Origin of the sequence: Alteromonas sp. 07-89-2 (assembly GCF_013113925.1) — a bacterium.
Taxonomy (GTDB): domain Bacteria; phylum Pseudomonadota; class Gammaproteobacteria; order Enterobacterales; family Alteromonadaceae; genus Alteromonas; species Alteromonas macleodii.
Map to the genome: position 1 here is coordinate 116231 of NZ_VTYM01000003.1, position 19156 is coordinate 135386.

The following is a 19156-nucleotide window of genomic DNA, read 5'->3' on the forward strand; positions in this document are numbered from 1 at the left end:
TTTAACTTAACTACTCTTATATAAGACATCAGATGCAAGATATCTTTTATATAGAAGACCGTATTTATAACGCTATTGAATTTTGCTACTGAAAGAATAATACGCGTAGCGCTGTACCCTACGCAGCCAGAATAAAAAACGAAACGCCGATTACTTGCTCAAATGCTTTTGTATCCGAATAAAGGTAGCAAGGTGTAAGTGAGGGCGTGATAAGCGAAACACCCTGGAGAACAACATGAATACAAAGAGATCACTCATCAGCAAGGCGGTAACCCTTGCTATGACATCTGGATTGCTACTTCACACCAATGCATTTGCGCAAGAGACAGATACAGAGCAAGTCGACGCCTCAAAAGATGATAAATCATTTGAACAAATTGTCGTTACATCGCAAAAGCGTGTTCAAAGCATCAGCGATGTGCCCGTTGCTGTATCAGTGTTACGCGGTGACCAGATAGAATCTGCCTTTGCTAACAATGTTGAAAATCTACAAGCGCTTGTGCCTTCTGTGAGCTTCCGCAAAGGGACAACAACTCGAAATTCAGCCTTAACCGTTCGTGGTATTGGAACAATTTCATTTAGTATCGCCGCAGAGCCAAGCGTAGCCACGGTGGTAGATGGCGTTGTATTAGGGCGTTCTGGTCAAGCGTTTGCCGATTTGTACGATGTAGATCGAATTGAGGTACTACGTGGTCCACAGGGTACCTTATTTGGCAAGAACGCCTCTGCTGGTGTGGTAAACATCACCACCAAAGATCCTTCTCAGGAGCTCACAGGCAGTCTTTCTACTGAGTTTTATCAAGATAACGAATACCGTTTAAAAGGCACAGTAAGTGGTGGCTTAACCGACGACCTTTCAGCCAGCTTAACCGTCTTCCAAGGTAAATTCGACGGCTATATCGACAACGTTTACAACAATGAAAAAGTAAACGGCTATGACCGTGAAGGTGCCCGTGCAGTTGTGGTTTACGAGCCAACCAATGATTTAAAAGTAAAGTTCATTAGCGAAATTTACAGCGCGGATGACGACTGTTGTGCTGATTTAGAAGGCGTATCTAGCGGTCGAAATCCCGACTCAAAGGCAGCGCCCAACAGTGAGACCATTGCCGACGGTATCGATTTAGAACAGCGTCAAATTGATCATGACTTCGAATCTCGCACTATTGACGACCATTCGGCTTTCTCCGTACAAGTGGACAAAACCATTGGTGACTACACCTTCACGTCGATCACTGCCCAGCGCTCATGGGAAAATACAGAATTCCGCGAAGGTGATTTTACGTCTATTGCTGGCGACAGCGACCAGCCAGTATTTGGAGTGCCGTTTCAGCTGCATGACGTAGGTGAGCAAGAATGGAGTCAGTTTTCTCAAGAATTCCGTGTTGCATCAAACCTAGCTGGCCCATTCAACTTCTTAGCCGGTATGTTCTACTGGAACATGGATTCAGAGCGTAACTTCACTCGTGATGCAAGTTGCCAAAACAATAACCTTCAACTTGACCAAGCACTGACATTCTATGCGCAGAATAACCTATCTGGAGATGCGCTGACAGACGCACTTTCTGACCTAGACGCTTACGCTAATTCGCTAGGTGTGACATGTAATGCCAACGACATTGTGTCTGCCACGGCATTCATGAGCACTGAGTTTAATAACTGGGCCGTTTACGGAGATGGCACCTACGACTTAAGCGATGACTTACGCCTTATCTTCGGTCTTCGCTATACCGATGATGAAGTGTCTTACACTCACCGTCGTATAAGTAACGACGAATATGGACGCCGCGGTGTGGGCGTTCGCCCTGCGACCGAGAACACCGATGCAGAAGGTGTGGTAGATGAAACCAATTTGTCTGGCCGCCTTGGTGTTCAATACGATCTCGACCAAAATCAAATGGTTTATGCAACCTATTCTCAAGGCTACAAAGGCCCTGGTTTCAATGTTTACTATAACTTCAACCCAGAGAATGACGGACGCCCTATTGGCGCGGAAGAATCTGACGCTTACGAAATTGGCTATAAGTACGCAAGTCGCGATCTACTCTTAAATATCGCGCTATTTAGCACCGACATCGAAGGCTTCCAAGCAAACAACTTTGATTGTTCTGACGGCGCATGTATTACGCGCCTTACCAATGCTGGTGATGTGACGACCCAAGGCATTGAAGTAGACTTTATGTGGAACGCAACCGACAACCTAACGCTAATCGGTGGCGCTGCGTACACCAAGGCTGAGATCGATAGATTTAATTGCCCTGAAGAAGCAGAGTGTACCGACCGTTCGGGCTTGGATGTACCATTCTCACCTGACATGAAATACTCGCTGTCAGCGGAGTACTTTATGGAAACAGAGCATGGTTTTGACGTTTACTACAACGCGTCTTACATCTATACCGATGAACAGTACTCTGACTTGCCAGGCAACACGGGGGAGTTCAATCCTCACTCATTGTTACCTGACTACAGCATGCTTAACGCAAGCGTGAGTTTCTCATTCAAAGACGATGCCTTCCGCGTATCTTTGATTGCGAAGAACTTGCTAGATGAAAGCTATGCGACCACATATAGCGGCGACAACTTCCGCTATCAAATACCGCGCGATGCAGATCGCTATTACGGCGTAGCATTTAAAGCAAGGTTTTAATCTCGTTATAAATTAAAAAACGTGTGTGTTGAAAGGGGCGTGTGAACGCCCCTCTTTTTTGTACAACTACAGGCTGTTAGTCCCTGAAAATCAAAACAAACGCCTTTGCCCAAATAATAGTATTAATTTATTTCTTCGTGCTGGTGTTCATGAGAGTGGGCGTGTAAATGGTCATTATCATCACGACATGGCTCACCCGGCAACTCAAACTCTATCGTGGTATGAGCAAGTTCAAAGGGGGCTAAACGCTCGTGAACTTCCTTTTTGAGTGCTCTCAGTTTGTCATTGTCTATTGCACAGTTTATTACCACGTGTGCAGTAAGCACGTGCTGCTCTCCGTCAAGCGACCAAAAATGTACATGGTGAATTTCTTCAACGTGCTCGATTTTCAAAAGCGTGTTGCTAATAGCATTCCTTGTAGCCAAGTCAGGTACGCCCTGTAGAAACAAAGACATGGTCTGCACAACATACCGAACAACATTGACCAAAATAAATACCGTAAAACCAATAGATAAAATTGGGTCGAGTATAGGCCATTCAACAAAATGGAGCACAATGGCTACTACCAGTACCGCTACCCACCCCATCGTGTCCTCAATTAAGTGCCAGTTAAGCACTTTTTCATTCATCGAATGACCGCCGTGGAGCTTATACGCAGCAAAGCCATTCACGAAAATACCAAGAATCGCCAACCCAATCATACCCTCTGTAACGGGCATTTCGGGGTTAGATAAACGAGGGATGGCCTCAGACAACACCCAAATTGAGCCAATCACCAAGATAACGCCGTTGATCATAGCTCCCATAAGGCTTAGCCGTTTGAAGCCATACGTATACTTTTCGGTAGATGCTTTATTCCCGAGCTTACTTAAATACCACGCCAGACCTATGGATAGAGAGTCTCCTAAATCGTGAACAGCATCTGCCATTATGGCGACACTGTTAGTAAGCCAACCGCCGATGAATTCAATAATAGTAAAGATGAAATTTAGCCAGAACGCCCATCCAATGCGTGTGGAATCTTTGCCTAGCGCTTCAGCATGCGCACCGTGGTGATGGCCGTGATGCTGACCTTTCTGATAAATAGAGGCGGAAGTGCTGTGATTGTGGTGATGCATAATAACAACTCACATGAGATCGTACGTTGAGCTTAACGTGATGTGTACCCAGGTGCGAACAAAATATCGAGCACAGATCATTAACAAGTCTCTGAGATAATTTGTAAATAGTCAGTGAAACAAGCACCTTTAAATTTTAACCCACCCTGTAATACAACCTTATATTATTGTTTTATTTAAAGATAAACGAAAAACAACAAAAATAAGACCGGCAGCCAAATGTTAATTTTTTGAGAACAGTATTGATCTTTACGTGTCAGTCGCTTAATGTAATGTAAGCGCTTTCAAACAGCCATTTTTATTTGACCTAAATTGTAAGCGCTTACAAAAAGCTTTTTACGTGGCATTTGCCACTACATAAAAACCCAATTTCTTTAGATCAGGGCTGAAAACAATGACGAAAAAAGCATCTCAACTTTCGCGGATAGCTGCCGCGATCTCAGTCGCAACCCTATTTGGCTGTGGAGGCGGAGCAACCACATCTACAGACATCGACGTTGTTGATCCTGCGGCACCCGTTTCTGACTGGGAGCTGGTATGGAGCGACGAGTTCGATGGGAACAGTATTGACGATGACAACTGGACTCACGAAGTAAACTGCGACGGTGGCGGCAATAATGAATCTCAGTGTTATACCGACAGTGAAGATAACTCATTCGTTTCTGACGGTAGCTTAAAAATTGTTGCACTACCCGCGGAAGAGGGAGCGCAAAAGCCGTACACATCAGCCCGTCTCAATACCCGCTACAAAGCAGATTTTAAATACGGCCGTATTGAAATGCGCGCCAAGTTACCTTCAGGCCAAGGCAGTTGGCCTGCGTTTTGGATGATGCCTACTGATGAAGTATATGGCGGCTGGCCTCGTTCTGGCGAAATCGACATTATGGAAGCCGTTAATCTTAAGGCATCAGATGCCGACGGTAACCCTGAAAGCCATATCTACGGCACACTTCATTACGGCCAAGAATGGCCAAACAACGATAGTTCAGGTAAGGCTTATTCACTACCTAATGGTGCAAATCCGGCAGACGATTTCCACACTTACGCAGTTGAATGGCAAGAAGGCGAAATTCGCTGGTACATGGATGATTACCTCTATGCGACACAGCGTCGTTCACAAGTTCGCTATAATGCAAACGGCGATGCAACCGGGCTATCACACCGTGGTTGGTATGCAGAATACTACGAACAAGGCACGGGCGAATTAACCACGCATTGGGATAATGCGCCTTTTGACCAAGAATTTTATCTTATTCTTAACTTTGCTGTAGGTGGCGACTGGCCAGCTAATGTAAACGAAACAGGTATTGACGCTAGCGCATTTGCAGAAGGTCAGACTTACGAGATTGATTATGTTCGTGTCTACGAATGTGCTTCAAACCCCGACACAGGTAAAGGGTGCGAAACTGTTCGTCCAGGATACAACTCGCTAGATGATGCGTTAGTTGAAGGTGCAGCACCTATTCCAGCTCCACCGTCTACTGGTGTTGCACAAAACCTTACCATTTTTGACGGAACGCCTAATCCAAACTGGCCAGCGTGGGATTGCTGCGGTGGTTCAACGCCAGCGCTTGTAGAGGACGCTGAGCAAGGTCAAGTTTACGAATTTGCTATTAATGAAGCACCAACCGTAATGGGCTTTATTAGTCGAGCTCAATTTATCACAGACCCAGAAGGCGAAGCTGCACAGTTTGATGCTTCTCCTATGGAAGAAACGGGCAGTGTTAAGTTCGATTTGAAAGTAACCTCACTACCTGCGAATGCAACCACCAATTGGTTGTTCAAAATTGAAAGCTCTGAAGGGTCGACTGCCGCTGAACTTCCATTAATGGATGGCTACGTTGGGCCAGCAGATAGCGCAGGAGCCACTCCTGAACAAGGTGTATGGGAGTCTTATGAATTTCCACTTAGCACGCTTGCAGCAGCAGGTTTAGACACAAGCGCTATTGATGTCATCATGGTTTTCCCTGCGTGGGATACCGGAAATGGTGCGGTTTATCGCATGGCTAATGTCGAAATTTCTCAGGAAGGCGGTGTAACCTACCCAGAACTAGTCATCTTCGAAGAAGGACAAAACCCTAACTGGCCAATGTGGGACTGCTGTGGTGGCTCTACCCCTACTGAAGAAATGGACGACGAAGAGCATGGTCTAACTGCTGAATTCCGCATTGGAGCGGATCCAACGGTAATGGGCTTTATAACACGTCCGGAATCGGGCGGCGGTGACACGCCATTTGATGCTACTGCACTTACCGATGGCGGCCTGTTGCAATTTGATATGCGCGTAGTAAGTGCGCCTAATAACGCCGATGCGTCTTGGTTATTCAAAATCGAATCTAATGGTGCCGCTACCGCTGTTGAACTGCCACTTTCTGAAAGTGTTGAAGGTCAAGCGCCTGTAGAAGGCGAATGGCAAACTTACACATTCCCTATTTCTGACCTCCAAGCACGCGGCTTAGACGTGAGTGCCATTGACGTAATCATGGTATTCCCAGCCTGGGGCACAGGTGAAGGTGCGGTTTATCGTTTAGACAATGTGAAGTTCTACCACCCTGATAGCGGCGCGGAAGCACCTGCAGGCGGCATTACGCTTTTTGCAGACACAGCAGCGGACCAATGGCGTATTTGGGATTGCTGTGGCGGTTCAACACCAACAGAAGAAGTGGATGATACTGAGCATGGTACGGTTGCCGAGTTCCGCATTGGCGCGACACCAACTGTTATGGGAATTATCGCTGACGACGGTCACTCATATGATGCATCTGCTCTGCTAACCAATGGTGCAGTGCGCTTTGAGATGAAAGTAAGCTCAATGCCAAATGATTCGACAGCACCTTGGCTATTCAAAATAGAGTCAATAGGCGCATCAACCGCTGTTGAGTTACCTATTTCGGCAAGTCTAGAAGGGGCCGACCCCGTTCAAGGCGAATGGCAAACCTACACTTTTCCATTACAAACACTATTTGATGCTGGCTTAGATATCAGCGCTATTAACGTCATCATGATGTTCCCTGCATGGGGTCAAGGTGAAGGCGCGGTGTATCGCATAGATAATGTAGAAATAGCTGCACAGTAACAAAGCAAATGCCGCTTTATCTTTTAAAGCGGCAGTTACCAATTGATAAGAATTAGTAGGGCAATTATGAAAAACACACCATTTAAAAAGACCCAGCTTGCCACATCAATGGCTTTGTTGATGGGCTCTACCCTAGCTTTTCCCTCTTACGCGCAAGAATCAGAAGCCGTTACTCCGGCAGAAGATGAAGTCGAAGTTATTCAAGTAAGCGGTATTCGCGGCAGTATGATCCGCTCCATGGACTTGAAACGCAGTTCCAATGGCGTTGTAGATGCCATTTCTGCCGAGGAATTAGGTAAATTTCCAGACACTAACTTGGCGGAAGCACTTCAGCGTATTACCGGTGTAACTATCAGCCGAAATAACGGTGAAGGTAGTCAGATTACTGTGCGTGGTTTTGGACCAGAATTTAACTTGGTTACACTAAACGGACGCCAAATGCCGGGCACCGGATTCACTCGCTCATTCGACCTAGCGAATTTGTCTTCTGAAGGTGTAAGTACGCTTGAACTACAAAAAACTGCACGCGCAGAAAATCCTAGTGGCGGTCTAGGCGCGACAGTAAATATTATTACTATGAAGCCTCTGTCTCAGCCGGGACAAAATGCTACGATCTCGGTGAAAGGCATTCATGACACCTCTGTTGAGGAAGGCGATGACCTCACGCCTGAAATTGCAGGTGTATATAGCAATACTTTTGCGGATGAAATGTTCGGTTTCGGTGTTTCGTTCTCGCACCAAGAGCGTGATTTCCAACAGCAGTCTGCAAATATCCAAGGGTGGCAGCTTCAAGAAAATGCAGCTCTGCCTGATCTTGACCCTGCGAATGTGGTAGACAACCGCACGAACATTACCGACGTAGCTTTCTTCCCGAAAGATATGAACTATGGCATCAATGATGTTCAGCGTGAGCGCCAGAACGGACAAGTCACACTGCAATTCCGCCCAGTTGATGCTTTTACAGCGACAGTAGACTATACCGCTTCGCGCGCCACAACTGGCACAAATTCCGTGGGTTGGGGAATATGGAACAACTTCGGCGCTAACATTAATGCGTATGAATTAGATGAGAATGGTACGGCGGTGTACGCTGACATTAGCGGTGATGATGGTTCATTTACTGCTAGTAGAAATACCACTCGTGTTGATGCCCGCTCACTAGGTGTTAACTTTGACTGGATGATTAACGACGACTGGCACGTCAGGCTTGATTACCACGACTCGTACAACGAAATAGACAACGGCTACGATAAAGGCTTAGGTAGCTCTGGCCAAATCATCTTAGGCTCAAACCAACTTGATTCAAAGGTTTATGATTTCCGCGAAGGTGAGATTCCGCAGGTTTATGTGAACTGGAATAATGGCACCAATGAAATTCTGCCTAGTGAAATTGACTCAAACTTCAGTCAATTCATTTACTCGCCTGGTCGTTCTGATATCGAGCAGCTTCAACTAGACGGCACTTGGTACAACTCAGCGTTTGAGATTCCACTTGTAAAAATCGATTTTGGTTACGCTCGCACAGAGCAAGCGCTATCCGGCTTTAGTGCGTGGAGTGGACTGCGCGGTGGCCCAGGGTTTAGCCCATCGTTTACCGAAATTTTCCCTGACAGTATGTTTGTTCGCCATGATACCTCTGGCTTCTTAGACGCTTTTGATGGCGGTGGCGCAAGCATGAATCCAGGCTATTACTACACCTATGATTTTGATGAAGCGATTGCCCGTCAACTTGCCTTTATCACAGGCGACGTGGTCGGCGAAAGTAACGCCTACTCTATCGACCCTTATTTTAGCGGCGCACCTTCTGTCAGTAACGTAGAAGAGATTACCGACTCGATTTATGTTCAATCAGAGTGGGACTTCGAGGTCGGTGATTATTACGTACAAATAAATGCTGGTGTACGCTACGAAGAAACAGAAGTGCCAAGCTCTGCGGAGGTTCGTGTACCTGTACAGGTAAATTGGGTCGCAGCTTCAGAGTGGATCACACAGTTTGAAGACGAGCTACAAGTGCAAGACTTTACTGGCGAATATGACATTTTATTACCCATGTTCGACGTAAAAGTAGATGTGACGGATGACATTGTTGCGCGTTTCTCTTGGGGTAAATCAATTACCAGAGCGCCAATTGGCTTGCTACAAGGTGGCCTAGCATTTAGTGGCAGCCCTAAAATTGGTGCAAGAACCGCATCGGCTGGTAACACAAGCTTGTTACCGTTCGAGTCAACTAACTTAGACCTATCATTTGAGTGGTACTACGACGAGTCGAGCATGCTTGCCGTTGGTTTATTCAGAAAGTCGGTAGAAAACTATATTACGACCACAGGTCAAGACCAGCAGTTTGAAGGTTTACGCGACATCTACCAAGGACCACGCTGGAACGAAGCAGTGACTGCATTAACGGCAGCCGGTGAGCAGGCAACCGATAGTGCTATTTATAACTACTTCATTGATAACGGCTATGCTGACGAAAACGGTGTGGTAACCCCTAATGCGGACGACCCGTTAATCACGTGGCGCACCACACAGCCAGGTAACTCTAGCGATTCAAAAACCGTTGAAGGTATTGAGTTAGCTATTCAGCATACGTTTGGAGACACTGGCTTTGGCTTCGGCGCGAACGCGACGTTGGTTGACGGCGACGTTGAATACGACCCTTACAACCTGAACGAGCAAGACCCGCTTGTAGGCATCAGCGACTCTGCCAACTTCCAGGTGTTTTATGAGAAAGAAGGTCTATCGGTAAAAGTCACCTATGCATGGCGCTCAGACTACGTTGTTGGTATTGGTCAGGCACAAGGGTCATCAGATAACCCAGCTACTCAGTTCGACACCTTCGGTCAAATTGATGCCAGCATCAACTACGACGTTAACGAACACCTAACCGTGTTCTTAGAAGGCGTGAACATCAACGATGAAACAGAGCGTGGCTACGGCCGCTTCGAAGAGCAATTCTTGTTTGCTCGTCAATACGGACCGCGCTATACGCTGGGCGCTAGATATACTTTCTAAGTTCAGCAAGCAATATTATTAAGGGCCTTTCTAGGCCCTTTTTTGTTCTTCGCACTCTAAAATTATCGAACATTGTCCACAATTTTTGATAACCTCATCAAAGAAGCTCAGGTACGAGTAGTAAAAGAAGAGATCGAGTGAAGTATAAGAAGTGTATCAGCGTACTAGCGCTATTTTTGTTAGGGATAAACATCACCTTCGCATCTAACGATGATAGATATTTTCAAGCATATTCCGAAATTATAAACAGCAAGCCTAATAATGAAGAAGCGTTGATGACACTAGTCGCTGACTCTAGGGTCTTGTCCGATTCTTCACCTTTTGCATCTGTGTACATTGCTCTGCTGCAATCCTTGGTTGACCATCCCACAGGGTTTGAAGAATACAAGCTTGCTCCTGCACACCACTTGCAAGAAGTAAAAAATTCGCAACCGTCGTTGTATTACAGACACAAAATACTGTCAGCCTATAACCTTGCCATTCAAGACAAGTGGCGTTTGGCCCACAGCCAAATAGACGAAGTAATAGCGTTTGCGGATAACAATGATTCCGAGCTTTTCTTTGATGCTAATGCAACCAAATCTATTTTTCTGGCACGTATGGGGTTAATCAGGGCGTCTTTAAATTCCAATGCAAAAATAGTGGGTGAGCTACCATCGTTGTCTGAAAAACGCTTTTTTGGCGATGGCGCAATAGAAAACATGGAACTGGAGATAGGGCTTAACATGTCTTATCTGGGTGAAGACAGTCACGCTTTAGAACTGTGTTCGCGGGCAGAGGCATTCTTTTTAGACAGGCCTGTAGCAAGCCCTTATCGATATTATCAAATTGCCCTCGACTGCCAAAGAAGAAGTCTTGAAAATTCAGGTCGAATAGATGAGGCTTTTGCCACCCTTGAACGATATGTTGAGTACGCCACCTCTATTGAGGACTGGGACTCGTACGTATATGGCATAGTTTTAAAAATCGATTATTTTTATTCTCTAGACAAAGTTAATAAAGCTCATGAATTAATTGAGAAAACTGAGCACTTTGTATCTTCACTACCAACCTCATATGACACTAACACCTATCAAATTTCTCGCTTCAAAGGACTAGTGGAACAGAAAGAATTTGAAAGCGCTAAAGCACTGTCGGCCGCGATTATCGACAACTTAAATGACGAGTACAGCTCATCAGACTTACATTGGGCGCAATTCAAATCTATTCAGTCTTCTTTATTCGAGCAAACAGGCAATGATAAAGCGGCCATCGCCGCGTTAAGAGACAGCAGAAACTTTTACCAATCTCTTTACTACCAAACTGATGACAGAGAAGAGATCTTTAGCGACTACTATGAAAGTGCTTTAGCTGAACGAAAGCTAAAACTCCTGGAACAACAGCACGAATTAGCCCAAATGGAGCTTTCAAACAGCAACAGATTGAATTTCATTCTTGGTGCTGGAGCACTGACTCTAGTCGCACTTCTAGCCCTCATAAGCTACCTATACACCGTTCAACGAAGAATTAAAAGAGAACAAGAGACGCTTGCGAAGGTAGATACACTCACGGGCGTGCGCAATCGAAGAAGTTTACTCAGCGCCGTACAGTTAGAGATTAACAAGGCAAAAACCTATCAAAATGACTTATCTCTGGCGTTAATCGATTTGGATTACTTCAAAGCTATCAATGACAACCATGGTCATGAGTGTGGAGATGACTTACTTAAAGCCTTCTGTGAGTATGTATCCAAGTCTATTAGAAAAACAGATATATTTGGACGTTATGGCGGTGAGGAATTCATTCTATGTTTACCAAAAACATCAGCCGCCGAAGCTAAAGAGGTCGTAGATTCTATCCTTGATGGTTACCGGAAAGTACGTATTTCCGCTGCGATCAGTGCGCAGACCTTTTCTGCAGGCATTGCTGTTTATCAAAAAGGGGGGGAGATCTCGAAGCTCATTAAGCAATGTGACGATGCGTTATATGCAGCCAAAAGACATGGTAGAAATAGGGTTTGTATCTCCGCACAGGGTGACTAGAGAGTAACAAATTTCTGTTCGCTCAAATCAAAAGATTCCATTATTTTCTTTAAATTAATACTTATGGTTGTGTGAAGGCTTACTAGCCTTCACACGACTACTCACTTTTACTTGGTAAGATGATGGCTTAGCAAACGCCCATAAGCCGTTATTTTCACTCTATTACCATTAGTCAGTAACTGGCGTCCCGTCCTTATTAAATTTAGCTATTTCAGCGCCAGAAGACTCCCACTCTTCCTTTTCAGCTTTAGTGGCTTTGGGTGAGAACCAGCCAACGTAGGCGTAAAATATCCCTATTAGGGGTGCCGTCCAACAAGCAAAGGCAAGAGGGATGTACAGCAGATTTTCTAAGTTTGCGCCAGAAATACCCAAGCCAAGAGCAGATATCACAAACGCACCACCGGCATTCCAAGGGATGAGCGGAGACATTAACGTGCCCCCTTCTTCAATGCCACGAGACAGATTAAGTGTGGAATACCCCATACCACGATAAACGGGTGAATACATTCTTCCCGGTAAGGCAACTGATAAATATGGGTCTCCAGCTACTAGGTTAGTAGCAAACGCCGTACCCACCGCTGCTATCTGTGTACCAGCAAAGGTTTTCGCTTTGCTCTTTATTGCATTGATAATACTTCTTAGGCAGCCTGTCGTTTCTAACGCCCCACCGAAACCAAGCGCAATCAATACTAATGAAATAGTCCACATCATAGACTGAACACCACCACGGTTAAGCAAACTATCTATTTCAACGATATTAGTTTGAATTGAATAGCCGTTATTTGCATAGTCGAAGACGGCTTGCAGGCTTTGTCCCTGCATAAACATGGCGAACACGCCTCCAACTACAGCCCCAGCGAATAGTGCAGGTAGGGGCGGAATTTTCTTTAACGCCAGCCCCATAACAACAAGCGCTGGCAATAATGCCCAGCCGGAAATGGTAAAGTTATCTTCTAATGCTGTAGTAATACCAGCAATTTTTGCAAACGAAACACTCTGAGCGTCAATGACGAAAAAGCCAACGCCAAGGTAAATTAAAAATGCGATAACCATGGCTGGAATTGTGGTAGCCATCATATTTTTGATATGTGAAAACACATCCGTGCCGGTAACAGCTGGGGCAAGGTTTGTAGTATCGGACAGGGGCGACACTTTATCGCCGAAAAATGCGCCGGAAACTACTGCGCCCGCCGTCCAATACATAGGAATATCAAATCCTTCGCCGATACCCATCAAGGCAAGGCCAACGGTACCTACACTCCCCCAACTTGTGCCTAGTGAAACGGATACCACTGCACAGATAACCATTCCTGCTGCAAGAAATATCTGAGGAGACAGGGTTTTCAACCCGTAGTAAATAATAGTCGGGACTGTCCCGCTTGCTATCCATATACCGATAATCATTCCTACGACAATAAGCACGCTTACCGACGGCAAGGCGACATGGATAACTTTAAAGATTCCAGCTCGCACTTCTTCCCATGTAAGTCCAAGATAGGTACCTACAAAGCTTGTCAATGCAATACCAATGGCTAGCGGTATATGAGGCTCAAACACACCAAAGTAAAATATCTGGGTGCCGAGAATCAAAAGCGTTAATACAACAGGTGTTAACGCAAGTAAGAGACTTGGAGTAGCACGCTGTTCGTCTGTCATTTTACTACCCTGTAATTTTCCCGAATGACAAGAATGAATGCAGGACGGAAACACGTCTTACCTACTTTCATCTCACCAACGATTGTTGTTTATATTACAGGTTGGCTACGGGATGAACTGCATAATAGATCGATAAACGGAAGGCTCAAGGTCGGTGTAAATAAAAAAAGCCGCCAGTTTTTGAGGTTGGCGGCGTTGTTTTTTCTAGTAGCGTTGAGAGCTACTGTCTGTTTAGTTTTGGCAACTTATACTCGCCGATTTGTCAGCCTCAGGGGTAAACTGAATATCTGCCACACTCAAGCTAGCCTTCCCTGAACTTCCCAGCTCAAACGGCACAACAAGGCCGGTAAAATCGATACCCTCATCAACAAAGCACTGTAGATCAATACTTATGTTTGTCCATGTGTCAGCTGGCATCGCCTTTAGCTGCTCGCTAATATCAATTTGAGTTGAACAGCTGCCTGCTGCGTCTCCCTCGCCTTCACAGTTCATGCCTACCGTTACAGGTGCATTTATGTCTGAGTGACGACTAACGTTAAAGCTTAAGGCACCATGCGTAAGTAGTTGCGCACTTAAATCTTCACGGAAAAAGCTCTTGCTTGCAAAACGCATAGCGGCGAACTCAGTGCCATCGAAAGTGACTTTACGCGCATCTTCCTGCACTTCCTTATCAACCGTACGATAAGTAATGGCTCCAACAGTATGCGTGCTTGCGTTCACTGCCAGAGAATCATCACCAGAGTAAAGCCATAATACCCAAGGTGCCTCAACCGAGCCCTTTAGAATTTCCATCGGCTTGTTGCTGTCAGTACTCACCTTAATTTCAGTATTTAGCGTATCGCTTAGAACGTTGTCATCGCTGTACGTTAAGCCGAAGCCATAAGGCAGCAAAGGTTCATAGGTTTCATCGCCCTTGTTAACGATCTGCTGAGGCTCTGACGGCCAAGAGAAAGACAGCTTGCCTTTAAAGTCCTGCTCACCAAACAAAACGTCTGCCACCGCTGCACCTTCAGAGCCAGGAAGCCAAGCTGCAACAAATGCATCAGATGCATTTAGCTCTGCGTTAACCCACATCGGTCGGCCGCTGATAAACACCGACACCACCGGAATTCCCTGAGATTTCAATTTTTCGAGCAACGCCAGATCTGTCTTGCTCCCGTGTTGATAAATTAAGGTTTCTCTATCGCCATGACCTTCGGCATAAGGCTCTTCACCGAACACCACTATGGCGACGTCAGGTTTAGTTTCAAAGCTACCGTCAACCGATAGCTGTACGTTACCACCAGCACTGTCTACATGCGCTTTAATACCGTCATAAATAGAGCTGCCGCCAGGGAAGTCATCGTTGGTATTATTTGTGCCTTGCCACGTAATACTCCAACCACCTGATTGCTTGCCGATGTTATCCGCACCATCGCCCGCTACCAATATGCGTTTGCTTGCAGAAATCGGGAGGGTTTTATTTTTATTTTTCAGCAGTACCAGAGACTCGCGCACCGCTTGCGCCGCCACTTCTCTATGCTCTGCCTTACCAATAAGCGAACGGTCGCCAGATAACGGGCGGTTTGCCGGGCTTGGCTTTTCGAACAGGCCAGCGCGTACTTTCACTCGAAGAATTCGGCGTACCGCATCATCAATACGCGACATAGGAATGATGCCATCGTTTACTTGAGCAAGAGTGTTGTCATACAGCACCTTCCAATCGTTTGGCACCATAAAAATATCCAAGCCTGCATTGATGGCCTGTGCACAATCTTCGTTGTTGCAACCTTTAACTTGCCCATGACCGTTCCAATCACCGACAACAAACCCGTCGAAGCCCATTTGCTCTTTAAGTACGTCGGTTAGCAAGTATTTATGACCGTGAAGCTTCTCGCCATTCCAGCTATTGAACGACGCCATGACAGACTGCGCGCCCGCCGTTAATCCGCCCACATAGCCTTGGGCGTGTATATCAAATAACTCTTGTTCGCTGGCAACATTGTCACCTTGGTCATCACCGCCAACCGTACCGCCGTCACCTACAAAGTGCTTTACTGTACTAATTACACGCTGATCACTTAAAAAGTCGTTGTCAGCCGCGCCTTGAAGACCTTTAACCACTGAAGCGGCATACTCTCTAACAATGGCTGGGTCTTCAGAATAGCTCTCGTAGGTTCTGCCCCAGCGATCGTCACGTACCACAGCAACGGTAGGCGCAAATACCCAATCGATACCCGTCGCCATGACCTCTTTAGCTGTAACGTGCGCAATCTTCCCTACCAGTTCAGGGTTATTCGCCGCGCCTAATCCAATGTTGTGAGGAAACAAGGTTGCGCCTATAACATTGTTATGACCGTGAACAGCGTCTGTCCCCCACATTGTAGGAATTGTCGAGCCGTCCAAACTGTCATCAATGGAAGCCTGATAAAGCTTTTCTGCAAGTGCTATCCAGTCTTCTGGTGTGGCGTGCTTGTCGTTATTAGGGAATGCACCACCGCCATTGAGATAAGAACCAAATCCGTATTTGCGCATATCTTCTACCGTGATATTGCGAATTTCAGGCTGGATCATCTGCGCAATTTTTTGCTCGATAGTCATGGTAGACAGAATTTCTTCAACCTTGGTTTCGACTGCAGGGTTTGATTTAACTTCAATATCAAGCTTAGGCCACACAGCGCTCGCTTTGCTTGGCGTCGGCTCAACGCTTTCAACTGAAGCAGCATCTTTTTCAGCAGAACATGCACTAACTAAAACGCCAACCAATGCACCGGTAACAACTTTCGCGATTATACTTTTTCGCATTCTTAATCCTCGTTACTTTTCAGTGGTATTAATGTGAGATACGCGACTTCCTACAAGGCCATAGTAGGCAATGTAAAGGTAGCAAGAAGCGGGTAGTAAAAATGACAGAGTAACGCCGATAGTGTCTGCCAGCATGCCCTGTAGAAGTGGAACAATGGCGCCGCCAACGATGGCTAAACAAAGAATGCCGGAACCTTGTGGGGTGTCTTTTCCAAGCTGGTGGAGTGCAAGGCTAAAAATGGTGGGGAACATGATTGAGTTAAACAAACCTACTCCCAAAATGCTCCATAGCGCGATGTCTCCTGTGCTTGAAAGTGATAGCAAAATAAGCGCAATAGCCATACAAGCGTTAAACGCCAGCACGTAGCCACCCGAGATTTTTTGCATAACCACAGCACCGATAAAGCGCCCTACCATCGCGCCTCCCCAGTAGTAAGCAAGTAGCTTGGCCGCCCCTGCCTCACTTAATCCGCCAACCGCCGGACTCGCTAGATAATTCACTAGCATGCTGCCAATAGCCACTTCCGCGCCGACATACATAAAAATGCCGACAGCGCCTAAAACAAGGTGCTTGTGATGCCATGCACCTCCTTTAAATACTCCAGTGCTTGCGCTGGTGTGATTTAGCTTCGGCAGCTTTAAGTACATGAAAATAAGAGCCAGAAGAAGCAGTGATGCAGCAAGAATTAGGTAAGGCACTTGCACGTCTGACGCACTTGGCGTACCGCCTCCGTGCTCTCCTGTAGCGCCATATATAAGATAAGAACCGAAGAAGGGAGCCACGGTTGTACCAAAAGCGTTAAATGCTTGGGTCATGGTGAGTCGTGACGAGGCTGTTTTAGGGTCGCCGAGTGCCGTTACATAAGGGTTGGCAGACACCTGAAGTACGGTTATACCAGACGCTAATACAAAAAGAGCTAACAGAAAAATACCGTATATTTGACTTGATGCAGCGGGGAAGAACAGCAAGCACCCCACGCAGGCTATAGCGAGCCCAAGTACAATACCTTTCTGGTAACCAATGCGCGACACCACCATGCCTGCAGGCAGTGACACAATGAAATAGGCACTAAAAAAGCAAAACTGAATCAGCATTGCTTGTGTGAAGCTAAGGTTAAATGCACCTTTTAAGTAAGGAATAAGGATGTCATTCAAACAGGTAATAAAACCCCACATGAAGAACAGCGTGGTGAGTGAGATAAGCGCAAAACGGTATCCACCGTTTGCCTCTGCCTCTTGGGCGCTTGAAATATTAGGCTGCACTGGTGTGTCCACGAATAACCTCTGTTGCTATTTTTCTATTTAATGATAAATTTACATTTGAAAGCGCTTACATCTAACTGCAAGTAATTTTGTAAGCGCTTACATTGAAGAGATAATTACACGAAGCGTAATCGAATTCAATGTAAATATGATGTTATTTGCCCTGTCTAGCGCAGGGTTAATATGAAAAAATTGTTATAGTCAGGACATACCCACGATGCAAGAAATTAACCTTCCATCCAATTCAATGATGTTGTCGAAAGACTTTTTGTTTGGTGTGGCTACATCAAGTTTCCAAATAGAGGGAGACAGAAAAGGAAGATTAGATTGTATTTGGGACACGTTCTGCGAAAAGAAAAATGCCATTACTGATGCCACTAATGGTGACATTGCCTGTAACCACATAGATTTGTGGAAACAAGATGTAGAGCTAATTGATTCTCTTGGTGTTGACGCTTATAGACTGTCTATCTCGTGGCCACGAGTGATGAAACAGGACGGTAGCGTAAACGAAGTGGGCATGCGCTTTTACGTAAACTTAGTCAATGAAGTTATCAAGCGCGGCATGAAAGTGTTCGTGACGCTTTATCACTGGGATTTACCGCAACACCTTGAAGACAACGGTGGCTGGCTTAATCGCAATACAGCCTATGCATTCGAAAAATATGCTGAAGCCGTAGCAAACGCGTTGGGCGAAAAAGTCCACTCCTACGCGACATTAAATGAGCCATTTTGTTCAGCCTATTTGGGTTATGAGGCAGGCATTCATGCACCTGGAAAGACAGGCATGGCAAATGGTCGAAAGGCAGCGCATCACTTATTGCTTGCTCACGGTTTAGCGTTGAAGGTGCTTAACCGAATTTGCCCAAAAAGCCAAAACGGTATCGTACTTAACTTTAGCAATTGCCATACAAAAAGTGATTCACAGGAAGACATACACGCCGCCAAACTCGCCGATGATTACCAAAACCAATGGTATTTAAAACCTATTATTGAAGGCAAATATCCAGACATTATCGATAAGCTCGCTCCCGACGTTAAGCCCGACATTGCGGAAGGTGATATGGCTATTATCTGCCAACCAATCGATTACTTAGGCATTAATTATTACACCCGCACTGTGTATCAAAGTGATGGCAATGGTTGGTTTGAAATTGTGCCTCCAGCCACAACCGAATTAACCGCAATGGGCTGGGAAATCACTCCTGATGCCTTTACCGAGCTGCTTGTTGATTTGCACCAACGCTACGACTTACCGCCTATTTATATCACTGAAAACGGAGCAGCAATGGATGATGAGCTCATAGATGGGGAAGTGTTGGACAATGGGCGTACCGCCTACTTTCACACCCATTTAAATGCGGTAAATGAGGCAATAGAAAAAGGCGTAGACATACGCGGATATTTTGCATGGAGCCTAATGGACAACTTTGAGTGGGCACTGGGCTATTCAAAGCGTTTCGGCATAGTTTATGTCGACTACGAAACCCAAAAACGTACGCCAAAACAAAGCGCTTTGGCTTATTCAAAACTGGTTAAGAGCCGGATAAATGGGTACATTAGCGGTATCAAATAAGGACAA

At 45.7% G+C, this 19156-nt stretch carries 9 protein-coding genes; 5 read left to right on the forward strand and 4 right to left on the reverse strand.

Annotated elements, in window-relative coordinates:
- Positions 1 to 235: 235 nt before the first annotated feature.
- The gene (locus F0261_RS03315; RefSeq protein WP_171337207.1) at positions 236 to 2644 is read left to right on the forward strand and encodes a TonB-dependent receptor; all 2409 of its coding nucleotides are present in this window, start codon (positions 236 to 238) and stop codon (positions 2642 to 2644) included.
- 122 nt (positions 2645 to 2766) lie between these two features.
- Here the strand turns inward: F0261_RS03315 and F0261_RS03320 are convergent, their stop codons facing one another.
- A complete protein-coding gene (locus F0261_RS03320) occupies positions 2767 to 3762 on the reverse strand; it encodes a cation diffusion facilitator family transporter (protein WP_171337208.1) in 996 nt (331 codons plus the stop codon).
- 394 nt (positions 3763 to 4156) lie between these two features.
- On the opposite strand from F0261_RS03320, the gene F0261_RS03325 reads away from it, so the two are divergent.
- The 3 genes from F0261_RS03325 (at position 4157) to F0261_RS03335 (ending at position 11871) form a co-directional block, all read left to right on the forward strand.
- The gene (locus tag F0261_RS03325) at positions 4157 to 6838 is read left to right on the forward strand and encodes a glycoside hydrolase family 16 protein (protein WP_171337209.1); all 2682 of its coding nucleotides are present in this window, start codon (positions 4157 to 4159) and stop codon (positions 6836 to 6838) included.
- A 66-nt stretch (positions 6839 to 6904) separates the two neighbouring features.
- A complete protein-coding gene (locus F0261_RS03330) occupies positions 6905 to 9850 on the forward strand; it encodes a TonB-dependent receptor (RefSeq protein ID WP_014980587.1) in 2946 nt (981 codons plus the stop codon).
- Between the two features lie 137 nt (positions 9851 to 9987).
- Entirely contained in the window at positions 9988 to 11871 is a 1884-nt protein-coding gene (locus F0261_RS03335) for a GGDEF domain-containing protein (protein ID WP_171337210.1), read from the forward strand.
- 168 nt (positions 11872 to 12039) lie between these two features.
- Here the strand turns inward: F0261_RS03335 and nhaC are convergent, their stop codons facing one another.
- The 3 genes from nhaC to F0261_RS03350 form a co-directional block, all read right to left on the reverse strand.
- The gene (gene nhaC, locus F0261_RS03340) at positions 12040 to 13527 is read right to left on the reverse strand and encodes a Na+/H+ antiporter NhaC (protein WP_171337211.1); all 1488 of its coding nucleotides are present in this window, start codon (positions 13525 to 13527) and stop codon (positions 12040 to 12042) included.
- Positions 13528 to 13758: 231 nt separating this feature from the next.
- Positions 13759 to 16311 carry an exo 1,3/1,4-beta-D-glucan glucohydrolase gene (locus tag F0261_RS03345; RefSeq protein ID WP_171337212.1) on the reverse strand — a complete coding sequence of 851 codons (2553 nt, stop codon included), beginning with the start codon at positions 16309 to 16311 and terminating at the stop codon, positions 13759 to 13761.
- Positions 16312 to 16323: 12 nt separating this feature from the next.
- The gene (locus F0261_RS03350) at positions 16324 to 17586 is read right to left on the reverse strand and encodes a sugar MFS transporter (RefSeq protein WP_014980591.1); all 1263 of its coding nucleotides are present in this window, start codon (positions 17584 to 17586) and stop codon (positions 16324 to 16326) included.
- A 205-nt stretch (positions 17587 to 17791) separates the two neighbouring features.
- On the opposite strand from F0261_RS03350, the gene F0261_RS03355 reads away from it, so the two are divergent.
- Positions 17792 to 19150 (forward strand): GH1 family beta-glucosidase, encoded by a 1359-nt coding sequence (locus F0261_RS03355; protein ID WP_171337213.1) that lies wholly within the window; start codon positions 17792 to 17794, stop codon positions 19148 to 19150.
- Positions 19151 to 19156: the final 6 nt, after the last annotated feature.

What these genes read in the sequence shown, in the direction of transcription:
- F0261_RS03315 (WP_171337207.1), top strand. Translation starts at nt 236, where the DNA reads ATGAATACAAAGAGATCACTCATCAGCAAGGCGGTAACCCTTGCTATG.
- F0261_RS03320 (WP_171337208.1), bottom strand. Translation starts at nt 3,762, where the DNA reads ATGCATCACCACAATCACAGCACTTCCGCCTCTATTTATCAGAAAGGT.
- F0261_RS03325 (WP_171337209.1), top strand. Translation starts at nt 4,157, where the DNA reads ATGACGAAAAAAGCATCTCAACTTTCGCGGATAGCTGCCGCGATCTCA.
- F0261_RS03330 (WP_014980587.1), top strand. Translation starts at nt 6,905, where the DNA reads ATGAAAAACACACCATTTAAAAAGACCCAGCTTGCCACATCAATGGCT.
- nhaC (WP_171337211.1), bottom strand. Translation starts at nt 13,527, where the DNA reads ATGACAGACGAACAGCGTGCTACTCCAAGTCTCTTACTTGCGTTAACA.
- F0261_RS03345 (WP_171337212.1), bottom strand. Translation starts at nt 16,311, where the DNA reads ATGCGAAAAAGTATAATCGCGAAAGTTGTTACCGGTGCATTGGTTGGC.
- F0261_RS03355 (WP_171337213.1), top strand. Translation starts at nt 17,792, where the DNA reads ATGCAAGAAATTAACCTTCCATCCAATTCAATGATGTTGTCGAAAGAC.